The 16,427-nt window shown below is 72.1% G+C and carries 16 protein-coding genes; 8 read left to right on the forward strand and 8 right to left on the reverse strand.

The genetic code is table 11. From position 1 onward, the window contains the following. The first annotated feature begins 5 nt into the window (after positions 1 to 5). The 3 genes from BH708_RS14920 to BH708_RS14930 all read left to right on the forward strand — a co-directional run bounded on the left by BH708_RS14920 (position 6) and on the right by BH708_RS14930 (position 2,929). Entirely contained in the window at positions 6 to 1,601 is a 1,596-nt protein-coding gene (locus BH708_RS14920; protein WP_083713643.1) for a cell wall metabolism sensor histidine kinase WalK, read from the forward strand. Beyond that, on the forward strand, positions 1,601 to 2,308 hold the full coding sequence (locus tag BH708_RS14925; protein WP_076809846.1) for a response regulator transcription factor: 708 nt from the start codon (positions 1,601 to 1,603) through the stop codon (positions 2,306 to 2,308). Before BH708_RS14920 ends, BH708_RS14925 begins: the two co-directional genes overlap by 1 nt. 105 nt (positions 2,309 to 2,413) lie before the next feature. After that, positions 2,414 to 2,929 carry a hypothetical protein gene (locus tag BH708_RS14930; RefSeq protein WP_076809847.1) on the forward strand — a complete coding sequence of 172 codons (516 nt, stop codon included), beginning with the start codon at positions 2,414 to 2,416 and terminating at the stop codon, positions 2,927 to 2,929. A gap of 87 nt (positions 2,930 to 3,016) precedes the next feature. Here the strand turns inward: BH708_RS14930 and BH708_RS14935 are convergent, their stop codons facing one another. From BH708_RS14935 to BH708_RS14950, 4 genes are all read right to left on the reverse strand, one after another. Continuing rightward, positions 3,017 to 4,753 carry an ABC transporter transmembrane domain-containing protein gene (locus BH708_RS14935; RefSeq protein ID WP_076809848.1) on the reverse strand — a complete coding sequence of 579 codons (1,737 nt, stop codon included), beginning with the start codon at positions 4,751 to 4,753 and terminating at the stop codon, positions 3,017 to 3,019. After that, positions 4,743 to 5,915 (reverse strand): DUF1611 domain-containing protein, encoded by a 1,173-nt coding sequence (locus BH708_RS14940; RefSeq protein WP_076809849.1) that lies wholly within the window; start codon positions 5,913 to 5,915, stop codon positions 4,743 to 4,745. Before BH708_RS14940 ends, BH708_RS14935 begins: the two co-directional genes overlap by 11 nt. Before the next feature lie 218 nt (positions 5,916 to 6,133). Beyond that, positions 6,134 to 6,922: a ferritin-like domain-containing protein gene (locus BH708_RS14945; RefSeq protein WP_076809850.1), complete on the reverse strand. Its 789-nt coding sequence runs from the start codon at positions 6,920 to 6,922 to the stop codon at positions 6,134 to 6,136. 1 nt (position 6,923) lies between these two features. After that, positions 6,924 to 7,850: a hypothetical protein gene (locus tag BH708_RS14950; protein WP_253705353.1), complete on the reverse strand. Its 927-nt coding sequence runs from the start codon at positions 7,848 to 7,850 to the stop codon at positions 6,924 to 6,926. 318 nt (positions 7,851 to 8,168) lie between these two features. Between BH708_RS14950 and BH708_RS19890 the strand changes: the two genes are divergently transcribed. The 4 genes from BH708_RS19890 to BH708_RS14970 all read left to right on the forward strand — a co-directional run bounded on the left by BH708_RS19890 (position 8,169) and on the right by BH708_RS14970 (position 11,091). After that, on the forward strand, positions 8,169 to 9,782 hold the full coding sequence (locus BH708_RS19890) for a hypothetical protein (RefSeq protein WP_157235990.1): 1,614 nt from the start codon (positions 8,169 to 8,171) through the stop codon (positions 9,780 to 9,782). Positions 9,783 to 9,905: 123 nt separating this feature from the next. After that, positions 9,906 to 10,109: a hypothetical protein gene (locus BH708_RS14960; RefSeq protein ID WP_076809852.1), complete on the forward strand. Its 204-nt coding sequence runs from the start codon at positions 9,906 to 9,908 to the stop codon at positions 10,107 to 10,109. Between the two features lie 87 nt (positions 10,110 to 10,196). Next, the gene (locus BH708_RS14965) at positions 10,197 to 10,526 is read left to right on the forward strand and encodes a GNAT family N-acetyltransferase (RefSeq protein WP_076809853.1); all 330 of its coding nucleotides are present in this window, start codon (positions 10,197 to 10,199) and stop codon (positions 10,524 to 10,526) included. Positions 10,527 to 10,581: 55 nt separating this feature from the next. Beyond that, positions 10,582 to 11,091 carry a DinB family protein gene (locus tag BH708_RS14970; RefSeq protein WP_076809854.1) on the forward strand — a complete coding sequence of 170 codons (510 nt, stop codon included), beginning with the start codon at positions 10,582 to 10,584 and terminating at the stop codon, positions 11,089 to 11,091. A gap of 7 nt (positions 11,092 to 11,098) precedes the next feature. On the opposite strand, the gene BH708_RS14975 is transcribed toward BH708_RS14970, so the two are convergent. Beyond that, positions 11,099 to 11,395 (reverse strand): hypothetical protein, encoded by a 297-nt coding sequence (locus BH708_RS14975; protein ID WP_076809855.1) that lies wholly within the window; start codon positions 11,393 to 11,395, stop codon positions 11,099 to 11,101. 58 nt (positions 11,396 to 11,453) lie between these two features. Then, entirely contained in the window at positions 11,454 to 11,849 is a 396-nt protein-coding gene (locus BH708_RS14980) for a VOC family protein (protein WP_076809856.1), read from the reverse strand. Between the two features lie 130 nt (positions 11,850 to 11,979). On the opposite strand from BH708_RS14980, the gene dnaB reads away from it, so the two are divergent. Continuing rightward, a complete protein-coding gene (gene dnaB / locus BH708_RS14985; protein ID WP_076809857.1) occupies positions 11,980 to 13,359 on the forward strand; it encodes a replicative DNA helicase in 1,380 nt (459 codons plus the stop codon). Between the two features lie 61 nt (positions 13,360 to 13,420). Here the strand turns inward: dnaB and BH708_RS14990 are convergent, their stop codons facing one another. Both BH708_RS14990 and BH708_RS14995 read right to left on the reverse strand, forming a co-directional pair. Then, positions 13,421 to 14,407 (reverse strand): malate dehydrogenase, encoded by a 987-nt coding sequence (locus BH708_RS14990; RefSeq protein ID WP_076809858.1) that lies wholly within the window; start codon positions 14,405 to 14,407, stop codon positions 13,421 to 13,423. A 114-nt stretch (positions 14,408 to 14,521) separates the two neighbouring features. After that, positions 14,522 to 16,165 carry an HNH endonuclease signature motif containing protein gene (locus BH708_RS14995; RefSeq protein WP_076809859.1) on the reverse strand — a complete coding sequence of 548 codons (1,644 nt, stop codon included), beginning with the start codon at positions 16,163 to 16,165 and terminating at the stop codon, positions 14,522 to 14,524. Positions 16,166 to 16,427: the final 262 nt, after the last annotated feature.

Below are 16,427 nucleotides of genomic sequence, written 5' to 3' on the forward strand. Positions count from 1 at the left end.
CCCTCATGAGCGCACGGGAGAGCAGGCGGCAGCAGACGCGCCCCCCGGGACGCAGCTGGACCGTCCGCACGCGCGTGCTGACGACGATGCTCGCCTTCATGGTCGTGGGCCTGGCCGTGACCGGGATCCTCACCTATGCGGTGCAGTTCCGCTCCTTGGAGGACCGCGTCCACGGGGAGCTGCTGCAGGAGTACCAGGAGCTGAAGCTCATCGCGGAGTCCACGGAGGACGACGGCAGCTTCACGCACACCACGGTCGACGCGGTGCTGAAGGCCGCGACCGAGTCCGCCGCCCCCTCGGACAACGAGTCCGTGATCGCGCTGATCGACGGACTGCCCGCGCACAAGCCCCGCAGCCAGGACTTCGAGCTGGTGCCCGACGACTCCGCCCGGTCCCAGCAGGTCCTGGAGCAGATCATGGCGGTGCACGAGCCGGGCAGGACGGTGACCACCACGATGACCCTCGGCGACCGCGAGCTGCGGGTGCTGGTGGCCTCGGTGCAGGTCGCCGGGGACGATGCCGAGGGCGTCTTCGTGGTCGCCAACAACATCGGTGTCGAGAAGCAGGCCCTGTGGCAGTCCGTGGCCACCTTCGCCGGCCTCTCCGTCATCACTCTGCTGATCGCCGGCTGGGTGGGGTACGTGGTCACCGGGCGGCTGCTCAAGCCGCTGGGGGCACTGCGCTCGGCCACAGAGCAGGTCACCGTCGACGACCTCGCGCACCGCATCCCCGTGCCCGCCGCCAACGACGACATCTCCGCCCTGGCCACCAACTTCAACCGGATGCTGGAGCGGATCCAGATCGGCTTCGCCGAGCAGCGCCGCTTCATGAGCGATGTCGGCCACGAGCTGCGCACCCCGCTGACCATCGTGCGCGGCACTCTGGAGACGACCGACCTCGAGGATCCCGCCGACGTGCGCGAGGCGCACGAGATCGCGACCGACGAGCTGGACCGGATGGGTCGCGTCGTCGGCGACCTCTCCGAACTGGCAGCGTCGGCCCGCCCCGACTACGTGCGCCCCGCCCCGCTGCAGATGCAGGAGTTCGCCCGCTCCGCCTTCGCCCGGATCGAGCGGATCGCCGAGCGCGACTGGGAATTGGTCCGCGCGGCCGACGTCGTCGCCGACGCCGACGACCAGCGCCTCACCCAGGCCGTCGTGCAGCTCGCCGCCAACGCCGTGCGCTACAGCGACGAGGGCAGTCGCATCTGCTTCTCGGTGGACCAGGTGCTGGGCCCCGACGGCCCCGAGATCCACGTCGGCGTGCGGGACGAGGGTGTCGGCATCGCCGAGGACGACCAGCGCCGCATCTTCGAGCGCTTCACCCGCGTCGACGGCGCCCGCGGCGCGGGATCCGGGCTCGGTCTGCCGATCGTGCGGGCGATCGCCGAGGGACACGGCGGGGTGGTCCGCCTGCTGTCGGCTCCTGGGCGAGGTTCCACCTTCACGCTCGTCTTCCCGCAGTTCACGCGGAGGACGGGTGCCGAGGTCGACACGGAGGACGGGCCCGGCACCCGGGACGCCGCCGGGCCCCGCGACGGTCGCACCATTGATCAGAGGGAGCCGGTCGGCTCCCCGCGCACGACGACGAGGAGCAGTTGATGAGGATCCTGATCGCCGAGGACGAGGCGCGCATCGCCCGGTTCGTGGAGCGGGGGCTGAAGGCCAACGGCTACGCCTCGACCGTCGTCGAGGACGGCATCAGCGCCCTGGACCTCGCCTCCAGCGGGGACTTCGACCTGCTGATCCTCGACGTCGGCCTGCCCCGCATGGACGGCTTCCAGGTCCTCAAGGCTCTGCGGGAGATGGACGTGGACATCCCGATCCTCATGGTCACCGCGCGCACCGGGGTCGACGACACCGTGCAGGGCCTGGAGGGCGGCGCCAACGACTACATCGCCAAGCCCTTCCGCTTCGAGGAGCTGCTGGCCCGGGTGAAGCTGCGCGCCCGCGAGGCGACCACCGGGGCGGGTGCCGCCAGCAGCGATGTGCTCGAGCTCGGGGATCTCTCCCTCGACCTGCGCACCCGGATCGCGACCTTCGCGGCGGACGAGGCCAGGGGAGGTGAGGAGGGCGAGCGATCGGTGGAGCTGTCCTCTCGCGAGTACACGATGGCGCGGGTGTTCCTGGAGAACCCGAACCAGGTGCTCACCCGGGATCTGCTGCTGTCGAAGGTGTGGGGGTACGACTACGACGGCGCCTCGAACGTGGTGGACGTGTACGTGGGATATCTGCGCGGCAAGCTGGGGGCGAGGCGTCTGGTGACCGTCCGGGGCGCCGGCTACAAACTGGTGGACCCCGCGGCATGATCACGGCTGGTCCCGACAGCGATCCTCCCAGCTCAGAGCCGATCATGAGAGGTCTCTCATGATCGGCTCACGGCGGTCTCATGGCCCTGACGAAGGATGTCCGGCATGAAGACGCTGCGCACTGCCGGGATCATGATGGCCGTCGCCCTGTCCGCGGCGGCCCTCGCCGTGCTGCCCACGTTCGACGACGCTCGGCAGGAGCAGGCGGGCATCACCGTCGGCGAGAGCCCTGTGGCCTCGGACGGGGGCGGGGGGACCTCCACCCTGCCCGGGGACGTGCCCGAGCAGTCTGCGTCCGCGGGCGGGGCGGTCGCCCTTCCCTCGTCCCCAGCCACCGATCGGTCGGCCGACTCGAGCGCCGGCGACCTGGAGTACGAGCCCTCGAAGGCACCCGAACCGAGCAGCGCGGCACGCTCGGGCGGGTCGAGCGGCTCAGGGGGCTCGGGGGGTTCGTCCGGCTCCTCCTCGGGCGGTGACAGCTCCGCCGCCGACGAGCCCGCGGCCCCGAAGGAGCCCGCGGCGCCGAAGGACCCCGCCACCCCGCCCCCCCCCTCGAGCTCCTGCGAATGGGACGACGACGAGTGGAACTGCGACGACGATGACGGTGACGACGACGGCTGAGACTGACGACGGGTGAGGATCCTCCGGTCCGATCTCCCCGCCGCCGTCCTGCGCGTCAGTCGTCCGGCGCTTCGGTCGTCCTGCGCCTCAGTCGTCCTCGACCTCCTCGACCTCCTCCTCGGCGCCGTCCCGGTCCCGGCTCCCGATGGTCACGGGGCGGACCCCTCCGTCGGCCCCGAGCCCCGGCAGTCGGTGCTCGCGGGCCCCGAGCCGTGCGGCCAGGCCGTCGGAGCCGATCATCACCACCACCCCGCGGAAGTCCGCCAGCACGCGCTCGAGCATCGTGCGACCGGCGTCGTCGAGATCTCCCTCGAGACCGTCGACGAGCAGCAGCTCCGGGGAGCCGTACAGCGCGCGGGCCAGAGCCAGACGGGCCCGATCGGAACGGTCCAGCGGCTCGCCGCCACGGCGGAGCATGGTGCGCGCGCCGCGGGGAAGACGCGTCACGTCCAGCCCGACCAGATCGAGGATCTCCTGGTCATGGGCGGCATTCAGGTCCGGCCGACGGTAATGCAGGGCGCGCGCCACGGACCCTCGCTCGAACACGGTGCCTGCGCTCGCGGAGCCCAGCAGCACCCGGGTGCGCCGGGCCGGGACGGCGCGCAGGTTCTCCCCGCCGGCCCACACAGAATCGGGCCGCTCCGACTCGGGACCGGGGGAGAGCTCGAGCAGGCGGCGGAGGAACTCGCGAGGTGCGGCCGGGTCCGGGGACACCAGGCGGACGAGCTCGCCCGACCGGCCGCGCAGCGGCCCGTCCTCGGTCAGCCCGGGCAGGTCGAGGTGCACGAGGTCGTCGCCGACGGGGGCGGTGACGGCCGCGGCCGCCCGGCGCCGGGCGCGGGCGCGATCACGGCGCGCCTCGGCCTTCGCGAGCGCGGGCCCCAACACCATCCGTGCGGAGGAGTAGGTCTGCCGGTACTCGACGATGCGGCCGATCTCCAGGACGGGGGTCGCCGCGATCCCGGCGACGGCCATCGCGGCCATCGTCACCCCGGGGGTCAGTCCCAGATAGGTGCCCGCCGCGGCGACCAGCAGGGTGGTCAGCGTCGAAGCGACGATCCCCCCCGCGCGGATGGTGCCGACGGTCTCGGCGCGGTCCACCGCGATCCGGACCAGGCCGCCGGAGGCCTCGCGGAGGTTGCGCAGCTCGCGCGCGGCCCCGCCGGACGCGAGGATCCCCTCCGACGCGGTGACGGTGTCGGCGATGCGAGAGGCCAGCTTCCCACGGGTGCGACGCATCCGACGGGTCTTGATCAGGGCCGTGCGCGACCAGAACGTCAGGCAGAGGGCGAGGACCACCAGCGGGGCCGCCATCACGCCGGCGAGGTAGGGGTGGAGCATGGCGAGGGTGACGAGGCTGCCGCCGATCAACGGGACCGCGACCACCAGCGGGGCGATGCCTTGGGAGACCCAGTTGCGCACCCCGGAGAGGTCGTTGGTGGTGCGGGCGACCGTCACGCCGAGCGAGGTGGCGTGGCCCGGCGTGAGCGCGTCGCCGAGGAGGGTCAGCCGCAGCTGGTGGACGTAGTCCTGGCCGAGCTTCTCGGACACCACGCGCTCGTGGACTTTCAGCGCGCCGACGGCGAGAGCGGTCAGCACCAGCAGGATCAGCGCCCGCAGCAGCAGGGCGGACGATCCCGTCGGCGCCCCCTCCAGCTGCACCAGCGCCCAGGCCGACAGCGCGGCCAGGGCGGCCTGAGCGAGGCCCAGGGCGACGAGCACTCCGATCCAGCGCCGCCGCGGCCCCCGCAGCAGCGGGGGCAGCGGCGGCGCGTTCTTCAGCAGGCCGTTGGCCAGCTGAACGGGTTCACGGTCACGCGGCATCGGCAGTGCGCTCCGCGATCAGTTCGGCGACCAGCTCCCCGGCCACCTCGGCGGTTCCCAGGGCGAAGGTCGGCACGACGGGCACCTGGAGGGCTCGGCGAGCCTCGGACGTGGCCAGCGGAGAGCTTGTGACGACGCCGGAGACGAACGCCGGGATGCGCCCGAGCGCCCCCAGGGCGCCCACGCCGCCGACGGCGCCCAGGGCGTCGCCCGCGGCGAAGGCGACGGCGTCGACGACCGCGCCGAACTCGTCGTCGGCCAGCAGGCGGGCGGTCTCGCCCTGGCAGACCCCGTCGGCGATCTCCAGGAGGACCACGTCGGGCTCCTCGGTGCCGCCGGCGAGCTCGTCGGCCATGGACAGGAACAGGTCGCGGACCTCGTCGGCCTCGACCTGGAAGGTCGAGGGGTAGCCGAAGTCGGTGAAGTCCAGGACCCGGTGCGCGCCGGCGTCGAGGAAGAGGTTGTAGTCGTTGCCGGCGCCGGTGCCGGTGGTCTTGCCCGCGGCGACGCGGAGGCCCGCGGCGGACAGACCGTGTGCGAGCTGGGCCAGCACAGTGGACTTGCCCGAGTTCATGGAGGTGCCGAGCACGGCGATGACGGGGACGCGGTGCGCAGGGCGGTCCGGGCGCGAGGCGATGCCCTGGACCACGTGGTGCGCGGCGGCGCGGGCGAGGGTGACGGGGCCGTGCGCGTCGCGCAGGACCCCGATGGGTTCGATCTCGGTCGCTGCGGCGATCTGGTCGTGCTGCTCGACGACGCGGGAGGCCAGCCCGCCGGCCGCGGCGAGGTGGGCAGGGCCGAGGTCGTCGGGGACGGCGGCCAGGAACTGGTCGGCGGCGTAGCGGTTGCCGTAGGCCACCACGATCTCGTCGCCGGGGAACAGCACCTGCCGGCGGGAGACGGGGCTCTCGAGCCGTTTGTGGTGGCCGATCCGGGAGACGCGGGCGAGGACCACCTCGCCTGCCTGCGGGATGTGGTTCCCGGTGAGCAGATCGAGACCGTCGGCGCGGCGCAGGAAGGCACCGACGTCGCGGGTGGAGAAGGCGTGCTTGGCGCGCTCGATCCGGGTGCGCAGGTCTCCGGGAGCGGTCTCGGGGGCGGCGATCGGCGTCGCGGCCGGACGGGTCGCGGTGTCGGTGGCGCTCTCGTTCAGGATCGTCATCGGGGGCTCCTCGTGTCGTCTCGGGGCGGATGGTCCAGGGGCGGACCGTGCCTGACGAGACCCAGTGAACTGATCACGGATGAGCTCATGATGAGCCGACGATGAGAGGTATCTCAGCGAGAGAACTGCTGGTCACAACGAAGATCGGCGGGAAGTTCACGGCCCTGTCACGCGCGTCGACCGCCGTTCACCGGCGGCGCCGCGGGCCGGAGCCGCCCTCAGGCGGCGATGCCGAGGCGGGCGAACGCGCTGCGGAAGATGGTCAGGCCGTCCAGGCCCGGCAACTTCTGGACCCGCGTGTCGAGCTTGTCGAGCTCCTCGGACTTCCCGGCGAACAGGTGGCCCATCACGTGGCGCACCTCGGACTCGTCCATCATGCCGCTGCCCACGGGCTTCCACACCCGGCTCATCACCAGGCGCACGATCCTCTGCGCGGTCTCGGACGCCTGGAGCCGCTCGCGGCCCTGGGTGGTGTAGAAGGCGACGTGCCGCGTCTCCTGCTGAGCGATGCGCTTCAACAGCGGGGACAGCACGGGATGGTCGGTCAGGGCCGAGAGCCGCCGATAGGCCGCCACCGCCGAGAGCTCGTTGGCGGCCCCCCACACCATGTGCACGGCCACGAAGTCGGTGCCCGCCAGGTTCGTGAGCACGGACTGCTTCAGCGGGCCCAGCGCCCCGGTCCAGCCGAGCTTGACGCGCTTGGCCTTGATCTCGTCGTAGTCGACGATGATGTCGTGCTTGGCCAGCACCTTCGCGAGGGCCTCGCCGTGCCAGAACTCCTCGCGGTTCCACATGGTCATGAAGCCGCCCGCCTCCTCCTCCCGATGGGAGGGGGTCACCAGCAGGTCCCGCAGGAAGCACGAGGTGTGGTACTCGACGTCGCACATGTAGCGCAGCGACCGGAGGGTCTGCGCGTCCAGGGGCTGCTCGTCGAAGAGGTCGAAATCGAGGTCCTCGTACTTGACGGGGACCGACGTCTCGGCGAACTGGTCGAGATCGAAGGCCATCTCACGCTCCGGGACGGGGAAGGGCGGTCAGGACGGGATCCGGGAGATCGGGCCCGGGCAGCAGCCGGGTGATCTCGAACCGGACGCGGCGCAGCGCGGCCCGATCCCGGGCCTCGGCGCCGACGACCGCGAGGGCAGCGGGAAGATCGGCATCGGGGATGCCTCCCCCCTCGAGCGGGGACCCCAGGGTGAGCACGAGGCGCGCGGTCAGCGCTTCGGCGCGGGACCGGTCGATGCGGGCGATCGCCTCGGCGGTGAAGAAATCCGTCGCCGCCTGGTGCCGCTCGATGACCACTCCCAGAACACGTCGTGCTTCGCCGTCGAGTCGGCGCGAGAGCGCGCGCAGGGCGGCCTGCAGGGATGCTTCCTGGATCGCCATGCGCGCCATGTGCCCGGCGGCGACGGCCTCCCCGGCGATCGCCGTCCACAGCGGGGACAGCAGGGGTTGGACGCGGTCGACATGGACGCGGCGCAGGGTGAGCAGGGGATGGAGCCTGCCCTGGATCTGTGGGCGTTCGACGGGATGATCCCCGGTGAGCAGATCGCGCAGGGCGCGGGACTGCCAGTGCCGGTCCACCAGCCAGGTCGACAGGAACGCGGTGATCCGCGCTTCGTTCCCGGTGGCGGTGGCGAGCATGGTCCGCGACTCGGACAGCGCCGAGGACTCCAGGCGCTGCAGGACGCCGAGGGCGGTGCGCATCTCGGCCGTCAGGGGCGGCTCGGACCGGAGGAGGTCGGTGGCGACCGGTAGTCGCCCGATGCTGCGGCGGGTGTACGCGGCGACGTCGAAGTCCGTGACCAGCACCGGGGCGATGGTCTCGTCCAGGTGCAGGTGCCCGGTGAAGGGGTCGGCCGACGGGCTCGTCGCGGGAGCGCGATCATCGAGGCGACGGTGGTCGGAGCGAGCAGCCGCCTGCGGCGAGCTCACTGTTGAACGGATGACCACACTCCACCTCTTCTCCCCATGGCCAGGGCGGTTGCGAAGAGCGTCCGCCGGCGGGGCCGTGAACATTGTAGGGAGTTGTGCTGGGGAGTGCATGGGGAGGCCGTCTCCGACCCTGGGCCCGTCCAGGTGCTGCTTGGTAGGTTCACTTCTGTGATCGAACGCGGCGCATCCTCCCTCCCGGACTCCGGGCAGCGTCGTGACCAGGCAGGATTGCCGAGCCTGGAGGAGCTGAGGGTGGCTCTGCGGCCTCCGGGGGTGCCGCTTCCCGCTCCGCAGGACGTTCTCGGAGCCGCACATCGTGTGAGTGATCTGGTGCATGCGGAGCGCTATCGCGAGGCCCGCGCCCTCGCGGCCGCCTTCCGGGAGACGCCAGCGCCTGCCGCCGACCGGCTCGCCCTGCTGCGGGCGGGCCGCCACGGCGCCGTCCTCACCGCGGACACCGAGCAGATCGAACGCGCGGCGACGGACATGGTCTCGGTGCTGCACGGCGGCGGGCACCGCGAGCAGGCGGAGGCGACCGGTGCCGTGCTGCTGGGGCACGAGCCCGGGCGCGACGGCGCTCCTCGCGGTCGGCGGCAGGGTGAACAGGTCCTCGCGCCTCCGGAGCTGCTGGTCGTCGTGCGCGCCCTGGAGCAGACCACCCTTCCCGGCGCGGACGGGTCCCGGGGCGGGGCGGTGGATCCGCGCCGCGCCGTGGCGCGGCTGCGATCCGCGCTCTCCGCGCTGCCGGCGGTCCGCGAGCAGATCCTCGGAGAGCCCGAGACGGACCTGCGCCTGCGCCTGGCCCAGGCTCTCGAGGCGACCGGGGACGCCGAGGGCGCCACCACGCAGGCCCTCGACGTCCTCGAACGGATCGCGCAGCACGAGGCGCAGACCGGACAGCTGCGTCGCGACCCGCAGCGCACCGTCACCGCCGCCCACACGGTGCTGGCCCGCACTCTCGCCCTCTCCCACCCCCTCGAGGCGGCCCTCCACGCCCTCGAGGCCCTCGCCGCCTTGTCCGAGGTCGACGACCCGCCGTTGCGCGTCGGCCTGATCACCCAGCTCCTGCAGGCCCTGATGGCCGCCGGCGCGACCGAGCAGGCGTCCTTCACCGCCGGCCGCCTCGCCTCCCTCCAGCGCACCCTGCAGCGCGAGACCCTGCGCGTCGGCCCGCTGCTGGCGGTCGCCGCCCAGCGGATGCAGGCCGAGCGCTACGAGGCGGCCTGGGTGCCCCTCGAGCGGGCCCGACGGATCGCCTGCGAGCACCGTGACCACCGCTCGGCGCTCGAGGCCTCCCGCCTCGCCGCCAGCATCCACGAGCGCACCGCCGACCACCCGGCGGCCCTCACCGAGCTGCGCCGACTGGCCCATGAGGCCCGCTGGCTGGCCGATGACCTCGCCACCCCCGCGCACGAGCGCGCCGAGTTGGTCGCGACCCAGCTCAGCGCCCACGCGCTGGTGCTGCGTCGAGCCCTCGACCTGGGGCGGACCGAGATGGTGCGCGAGGCCGCCGAGGCGATCGAGCGCCGCACCCGCCCCGAGGGCGGACGCCCCCTGCTGTCGCCCGAGCTGCTCTGGGATCACCGGGTCGATGCCCGGGTGGGCCTGTTCATCGCTGTCGGCGAGGCACTCCGCCGCGGAGAGGAGGGGGTGGACGCAGATGCGTACGAGCACCGTCGGCGGGAGGCGATGCAGCTGATCGGGCAGGTCCCGGCCGGGCACGACGAGCGCGCCCTGTCCTGGGCCGCCTATGTCCACGACCGCCACGCCCAGATGCTCGCCGATCGCGGCGATACCCGCCCGGCCCGGCGCGCCGCGCGCCGCGCCCGCGACGGCTGGGCGCGCCTGGGCAGGGACGGGGACGTCGAGCGCGCCGAGGTGCTCCTGTCCCGGCTGGGCGGCGACCCGGGCTCGGGAACCGGCGCAGGCTGACGGGTCCCGGGCGACGAGTTCCGCCAGTCCGGCGGGGACCTCGGCGACATCCGCCGCTCCTTCGGCAGCGGCGGTGACGGCGCCCGGCTGTCCGACCGTCTCGCCGACGGGGTCCGCTCCCTGGTGCGCGGAGCGGAAGGACTGACCGGCGACGTCACCATCCGCGTCGCCCAGGGGACCACGGCGCACCTGGAGCTCGCCACCGGCTTCGGCGACCGCGACGTGCAGCTGACGCCCGTCGACAGCGCAGGCGCGGCCGAACGGACTCTCGAGATCGAGGCGAAGACCGGCAAGGGCGACCTGCGGGTACTGCGCGCCGACGTCTGACCGTCGAGGCCTGAGCGGGGATCGACCCTGGTCGCCGGGGCCCGCCTGCCGTACGGTGGAATGACCGGCCGGAAGGAACCCCGCGTCATGACGATCGATCCCGACGAGCACACCCACGGGCCCGAGGAGACCATCGCCGTGCGCGACAACGCCGCGGCGGGTCGTTTCGAGGCCGTGCGCACCGGGGACGTCGTCGGCATCATGATCTACGAGCGCTCCCGCGGCGGCATCGAGTTGATCCATACGGTCACCGATCCCGCGCATCGCGGCGAGGGCGTGGCCTCCGTCCTGGTGCGCACCACCCTCGCCGAGGCCCGGGCGGCGAACCTGAAGGTCACGGTGATCTGCCCCTTCATCGAGAGCTGGCTGCAGCGCCATCCCGAGCAAGCCGCGGGCGTCATCCTCGACGAGCGTTGACCTGTCAGGCGGACCGCCCTTCTCGGCGCACCGCGGTCACAGGTAGCGTCAGGGCATGGACGCCCTCGACATCCTCCGCGATCTCACCTCCCGCCCTCGGCACGCCGCCGCACAGCTGCGCGTGCAGCTCAACCCCGTCTCCCTCAACGCCCGCCCCGGCGGGCACGACAACTCCGTGGCCTGGCTGCTGTGGCACTCCGGTCGCGAGATCGACGCCCAGCTGGCCGGACTGTCCGGCGATGAGCAGGTGTGGACCTCCCAGAGGTTCGCCGAGCGCTTCGACCTCGGCGCCGTCGGCGACACCGTCGGCTACGGCCACAGTCCCGAGGAAGCCCGTCGGGTCCTCGTCAGCGACGGCGATCTGCTGCTGGCCTACCTCGATGCGACCCTCGACGCGTTCGAGCTCTACCTGGAAGGGGTCACCGCCTCCGACCTCGACGACGTCATCGACGCGCAGTGGGACCCGCCGGTCACCCGCGGTGTCCGCCTGGTGAGCATCCTCGACGACGCCATCCAGCATCTCGCACAGGCTGCCTACGTCCTGGGCATGCCGCTGGGGGACTGACCGCGCCTCATCCGGCGTCGGCGCCGCTCTCGCTGCCGCCGTCGGAGGCCGGGGCCTGCCGGGCGCCGGCGGGCATCTCACCGTCGCCCGGGGGTCGATCGCCAGCACCGGCAGGTGGTCGGCGAGGCCGTCCACCAGCACTCCGACCGCGCTCGCGGGGACCAGGTACGTGCGGCTCCTCGAGGTATCCCGTCAGGGAGGCCTCATCGCGCAGGGCCCGGTCGAGAATCCCCTCCTGGCGGCGGTGCTTCGCGAAGAGCGCGGGATGGTCGATGATCGTCATCGTCAGCACGATGACCACCATGGAGGCGATCGGCAGCCGGGTGCGGCAGAGGCCGCGATCGGTGAGCGTCCACCCGCCCTCAGTCGGGCCGCACGGCGCTGAGGCAGAAGGGGTGGCCCACGGGGTCGAGCATCACTCGCCAGGTCGCGGGCCGGGGCTGGACGTCGGCCTCGCGGGCGCCGATCGCGAGTGCGGCGGCGACGGTCGCCTCGAGGTCCTCGGCCGCCAGGTCCAGGTGCATCTGGGCCCGCTGCGGCCCGTGCGGCCACTGCGGCGGAGTGAACTCCTCGGCCCGCATCAGGGTGACCATCGGGCCGGCGCCGGCCAGGGCGATCACGCTGCGGTCGGGAGTCGCGAACGCTTCCTCGAGCCCGAGCAGGGCGCAGTAGAAGGGCGCCAGGCCGTCGGGGCGGGGGCAGTCGAGGGAGATCGAGGCGAGCGGGGCGATGGCGTGCGGGGCGGTGGTGTGCGGCATGGAGCCACAGTAGGGGTGCGGTGCGACAGTCCGACGCGACGTCCCGGAATCTTCCTCCACCGGGGCATCTCGTCCACCGTCGGCCGTCATCGGGGCCCCGGCACCCAGGCGAAGTTCCTACACTGGCTCGGTGACATCTACGGAGGCCTTCGAAGCAGGACCGGACCGCAGCCTGGAGCGCACCCCGCCCCAGGACCTCCCGGCAGAACGCGGCGTGCTGGGCGGCATGATGCTGTCCAAGGACGCGATCGCCGATGTCGTGGAGACGTTGCAGGGCAATGACTTCTACCGCCCGGCGCACGAGATGATCTTCGAGGCGATCATCGACCTGTACGGCCGTGGCGAGCCCGCTGACCTGGTCACCGTCTCCGATGAGCTCTCCAAGCGCGGTGAGCTCGCGCGGGTCGGTGGTGGCGCGTACCTCGCGGACCTCATCGATATGGTCCCCACCGCCGCCAACGCCGGGTTCTACGCCGAGATCGTGGTCGAGCGCGCCCAGCTGCGGCGTCTGGTCGAGGCCGGCACCCGCATCGTCCAGCTCGGCTATGCGGCCGACGGCGGCGAGGTCGACGAGGTCATCAACGAGGCCCAGGCCCAGGTGTATGCGGTCACCGAGCGTGGCGCCTCGGAGGACTTCCTCCCGCTCGGCGAGGTGATCGACGAGACCCTCAACACGATCGAGGCCACCCAGAACCGGGGCGGCCAGGTCACCGGCATCCCCACCGGCTTCGCCGAGATGGATGACCTCACCCAGGGCCTGCACCCCGGCCAGATGATCATCTTCGCCGGCCGTCCCGCCATGGGCAAGACGACCCTCGGCATGGACGTGCTGCGCTCTGCCTCGATCCACAACGGCATGGCCAGCGTGATCTTCTCCCTGGAGATGGACAAGACCGAGATCACGATGCGCCTGCTCAGCGCCGAGGCGCAGGTACCCATGAACCGGATGCGCGATGGCTCGATGGACGACCGGGACTGGCAGGCGATGGCCCGCGCCATGAGCCGCATCGCCGACGCCCCGCTGTTCATGGACGATTCGGCGAACATGTCGCTGATGGAGATCCGCGCGAAGTGTCGGCGCCTGAAGCAGAAGCACGATCTCGGCCTCGTGGTCATCGACTACCTGCAGCTGATGAGCTCGGGGAAGAAGGTCGAGTCGCGCCAGCAGGAGGTCTCGGAGTTCTCCCGCGCCTTGAAGCTGCTGGCCAAGGAGATCGAGGTGCCGGTCATCGCGATCTCGCAGCTGAACCGTGGCAGCGAGCAGCGCACCGACAAGACCCCGATGATGAGCGACCTGCGCGAATCCGGATCGATCGAGCAGGACGCCGACCTGATCCTGCTGATCCACCGCGAGGACTACTACGAGAAGGAGTCCGCCCGCGCCGGCGAGGCCGACCTCATCATCGCCAAGCACCGCAACGGCGCCACCAAGACCATCCCGGTGGCGTTCGAGGGCCACTACTCCCGGTTCAAGGACATGGCGCACGCCGGGGGCGGCTTCAGCGGCTGAGCTGCCGGGGCGCGGCCGGTGCGACGTGTCGCTCTGTGTGGTGGGTCCGGTACGTGGCGGATCAGAGCAGACCGCGGCCCGTGACGGCGTCGCGCTCCTCGACCAGCTCTGCCACAGAGGCGTCGATCCTGCCCCGGGAGAAATCGTCGATCTCCAGGCCGCGGACGATCTCCCAGGCGCCGTCGGAGAAGCGCACCGGGAAGGAGGAGATCAGCCCCTCCAGTACTCCGTAGGAGCCGTCGGAGACGACTCCGGCGGAGGTCCAGCGGTTCTCAGGGGTGCCATGCGTCCAGTCGTGGATGTGGTCGATCGCGGCATTCGCCGCCGAGGCGGCCGACGACGACCCGCGCGCATCGATGATCGCCGCGCCGCGCTCGGCCACGGTGGGGATGAAGGTGTCCGTGATCCAGGCCGGGTCGTCCACCACGTCGGTGGCCGCGCGGCCGGCCACCGTGGCGTGGGAGACGTCCGGGAACTGGGTGGCGGAGTGGTTGCCCCAGATCGTCACGTTCTCGATGTCGGTGACCGGGACGCCGGTCTTCGCGGCGAGCTGGCCGAGAGCCCGGTTGTGGTCCAGCCGGGTCATCGCGGTGAACCGGTCGTCCGGCACGTCGGGGGCGTGCGCTGCGGCGATCAGTGCGTTGGTGTTGGCCGGATTGCCGACCACCAGGACCTTGACGTCGTCCGCGGCGCCGGCGTTGATCGCTGCACCCTGGGGGGCGAAGATCCCGCCGTTGGCCTCGAGCAGATCACCGCGCTCCATGCCCGGGCCGCGGGGGCGAGCACCGACGAGCAGCGCGATGTTGCTGCCGTCGAAACCGGCCATGGGGTCGTCGAAGACGTCGACGCCGGCGAGCAGGTCGAAGGCGCAGTCATCGAGCTCCATCGCGGTCCCCTCAGCAGCCTTCACCCCCTGGGGGATCTCCAACAGCCGCAGGGCGACCGGGGTGTCCGGGCCGAGAAGCTGGCCGGAGGCGATCCGGAACAGCAGGGCGTAACCGATCTGCCCGGCGGCACCGGTGATGGTCACGGTGACGGGCTTCGTCATGGCGATCTCCTCGAGCTTCCTCGATTGTCCCCGACCTAGGCGCTCTGACAGGTTACGCGACCTCCAGCGGCGCCGAGCCGGGGCCGGGCAGAGTATCCGCTGCCTCCGGACTGCTCAGGCGGCGAGTTCGACCGCGTTCTGGCAGAGGGCGTCCACGCAGTCCGCGAGGCGGAAGCCTGCGCCACCGGTGGTGGCGGCGATCCGTTCGGGGTCCGCCTGCTGGACGTGCGCCGGACTCGTCGGGCCGGTGGCCCCGTCCTCACCGGTGTCGGGTCGCAGGGCGAGGTGCTCGAGCATGGCGGGCCAGCGCGCCTGGACGGGGCGCCCGGCGGAGTCCAGCACCTGGAAGCGTCGCTGATGCGGGGCGGCGGAGACGGTATCGAGCACCAGATGCAGACCGCCCTCATGGACCATCACGTGGTGCCGGCGACACAGCAGAGCGAGTCCTTCGATGTCGGTGGATCCGCCCTCGGACCAGGGGACGACGTGGTGGGCGTCGAGGTGCCGGCTCTGGTGGCAGCCGGGGAAGGAGCAGACGGTGTCGCGCAGGCGCAGAGCGCGACGCTGACCCCGGGTGGCGAGTCTCCGTGACCTGCCCAGATGAAGGATCTCGCCGCCGGCATCGGTGATCGAGACGGCGATCTTGCCCGTGCACGCGAGACGTTCGGCGGTACGGGCCTCCAGCGGGCCCATGCCGAGCACCCGGCAGCGCTGAGACGTTCCCGCGGGAACATCCGGAGACGCCGGGGCAGGGTCGTCAGGCTCCGGGCCCTCGGGGTGGCGCGTCGTCTGCTGCGTCGGCTGCTGAGGCGTTCCCGCGGGAACGTCTCGGGTCAGCGATTCAGCGCTGACCTCGACAATCACCAGATGGCGATCCTCGCCGGAACGATCCTCGGGCTCGGCGTCGAGGAACGTGCGGGCGAGAGAGACAAGAGCATCTGCCGTGCGCTGCTCGAGACTGGCCGTGGTGGTGATCTCGGCGGCTCTGACGGTGGCGGGGCCCGTCTCGGTGGGATCGGTGGCGCCGTCCTCGTGCCACGCGCCGCTGGCCGTATCTGTTCCCTCGCTCGCGGCCGCCCTGCCTCCATCGGCCGCGGGGTCGATGGTCGAGGGGTCGTTCCCGTCGCGGGCGAGAGCGAGGTCCAGCGCCGTGACCAGCTCGGCGCCCATCTCCGCCGGAAGCACCGCGCGGATCTCGACCATCCCGTCCTCACGAACCTGCCAGCGGGCCTGACGCACGGCGTCCTGGCCGAGCCGGCTGCCGTCGACCGCGCGGAAGGAGGAGATGGTCGAGGCGAGCTGCGAGGCGGTCATGGACCGTGCGAAGTCCACGAGCATGGCCTCGTCGACCCGGCCGACGACACGGGTGATCTCGCGGACCTTCGAGTAGGACAGGCGCCCGGCGCGGAACTCCTGGACAGTTCGCGGCATCTCCCGCAGTGCCCGCGCGACCCGGACGTGCTCTCGGGCGGCACCGGGCGAGAGGGAGCAGGCCCAGGACAGCCAGTGCGCCGTCGATTTCAGGCCGACGAACCAGCTCACACCGTCGCGCGCTTCGAAGTCCTCGATCATCAGCAGGAACTCACAGGTGGCCGCGGCGATGGCCGCGGCCTGCTGCTGGATGCTCCGCCCGAGGGACTCCGCCCCAGCACGCGTCAGCGGCGCAGGCGGGTCAGGCAGGCCGGCCGGGTCCGCCTCGACCGGTCCGGAAGTATTCGCGACATCGGGCGTATTCGGGGTGTTCGGGGTGAGAGTCATCGTCGTCTCCAACCAACTGGTGAGCGGGTCTGTGACCCCAGTGCACCAGGAGGGTGTGACAGGCGACGGGCCGGGCGCGCGCCGGGAGGACGGGTGGCGGACGGGTGGCGGGCCCATCCGGTGCGCGGCAGCGGCAGTCGTGCGGACGTGGTGGCCCGCGCGCGACGACGACCTGCGCGCGACGACGGCCCGCACGGCACCAGGACGTCCGGGTCCGGTGGTGCCGCACGGGCCGTGCGAGGGAGGGGTCAGGCGGGATCGG

The sequence above is a fragment of the Brachybacterium sp. P6-10-X1 genome (genome assembly GCF_001969445.1).
Lineage (GTDB): Bacteria > Actinomycetota > Actinomycetes > Actinomycetales > Dermabacteraceae > Brachybacterium.

Excerpts from the sequence above, each read along its gene's own strand:
- BH708_RS14920 (WP_083713643.1), top strand. The coding sequence starts at position 6 with ATGAGCGCACGGGAGAGCAGGCGGCAGCAGACGCGCCCCCCGGGACGC.
- BH708_RS14970 (WP_076809854.1), top strand. The coding sequence starts at position 10,582 with ATGGACGCCCTCGACATCCTCCGCGATCTCACCTCCCGCCCTCGGCAC.
- BH708_RS14945 (WP_076809850.1), bottom strand. The coding sequence starts at position 6,922 with ATGGCCTTCGATCTCGACCAGTTCGCCGAGACGTCGGTCCCCGTCAAG.
- BH708_RS14975 (WP_076809855.1), bottom strand. The coding sequence starts at position 11,395 with ATGGTGGTCATCGTGCTGACGATGACGATCATCGACCATCCCGCGCTC.
- BH708_RS14935 (WP_076809848.1), bottom strand. The coding sequence starts at position 4,753 with ATGCCGCGTGACCGTGAACCCGTTCAGCTGGCCAACGGCCTGCTGAAG.
- BH708_RS14925 (WP_076809846.1), top strand. The coding sequence starts at position 1,601 with ATGAGGATCCTGATCGCCGAGGACGAGGCGCGCATCGCCCGGTTCGTG.
- BH708_RS14990 (WP_076809858.1), bottom strand. The coding sequence starts at position 14,407 with ATGACGAAGCCCGTCACCGTGACCATCACCGGTGCCGCCGGGCAGATC.
- BH708_RS14995 (WP_076809859.1), bottom strand. The coding sequence starts at position 16,165 with ATGACTCTCACCCCGAACACCCCGAATACGCCCGATGTCGCGAATACT.
- BH708_RS14940 (WP_076809849.1), bottom strand. The coding sequence starts at position 5,915 with ATGACGATCCTGAACGAGAGCGCCACCGACACCGCGACCCGTCCGGCC.
- BH708_RS14965 (WP_076809853.1), top strand. The coding sequence starts at position 10,197 with ATGACGATCGATCCCGACGAGCACACCCACGGGCCCGAGGAGACCATC.
- BH708_RS14980 (WP_076809856.1), bottom strand. The coding sequence starts at position 11,849 with ATGCCGCACACCACCGCCCCGCACGCCATCGCCCCGCTCGCCTCGATC.
- BH708_RS14930 (WP_076809847.1), top strand. The coding sequence starts at position 2,414 with ATGAAGACGCTGCGCACTGCCGGGATCATGATGGCCGTCGCCCTGTCC.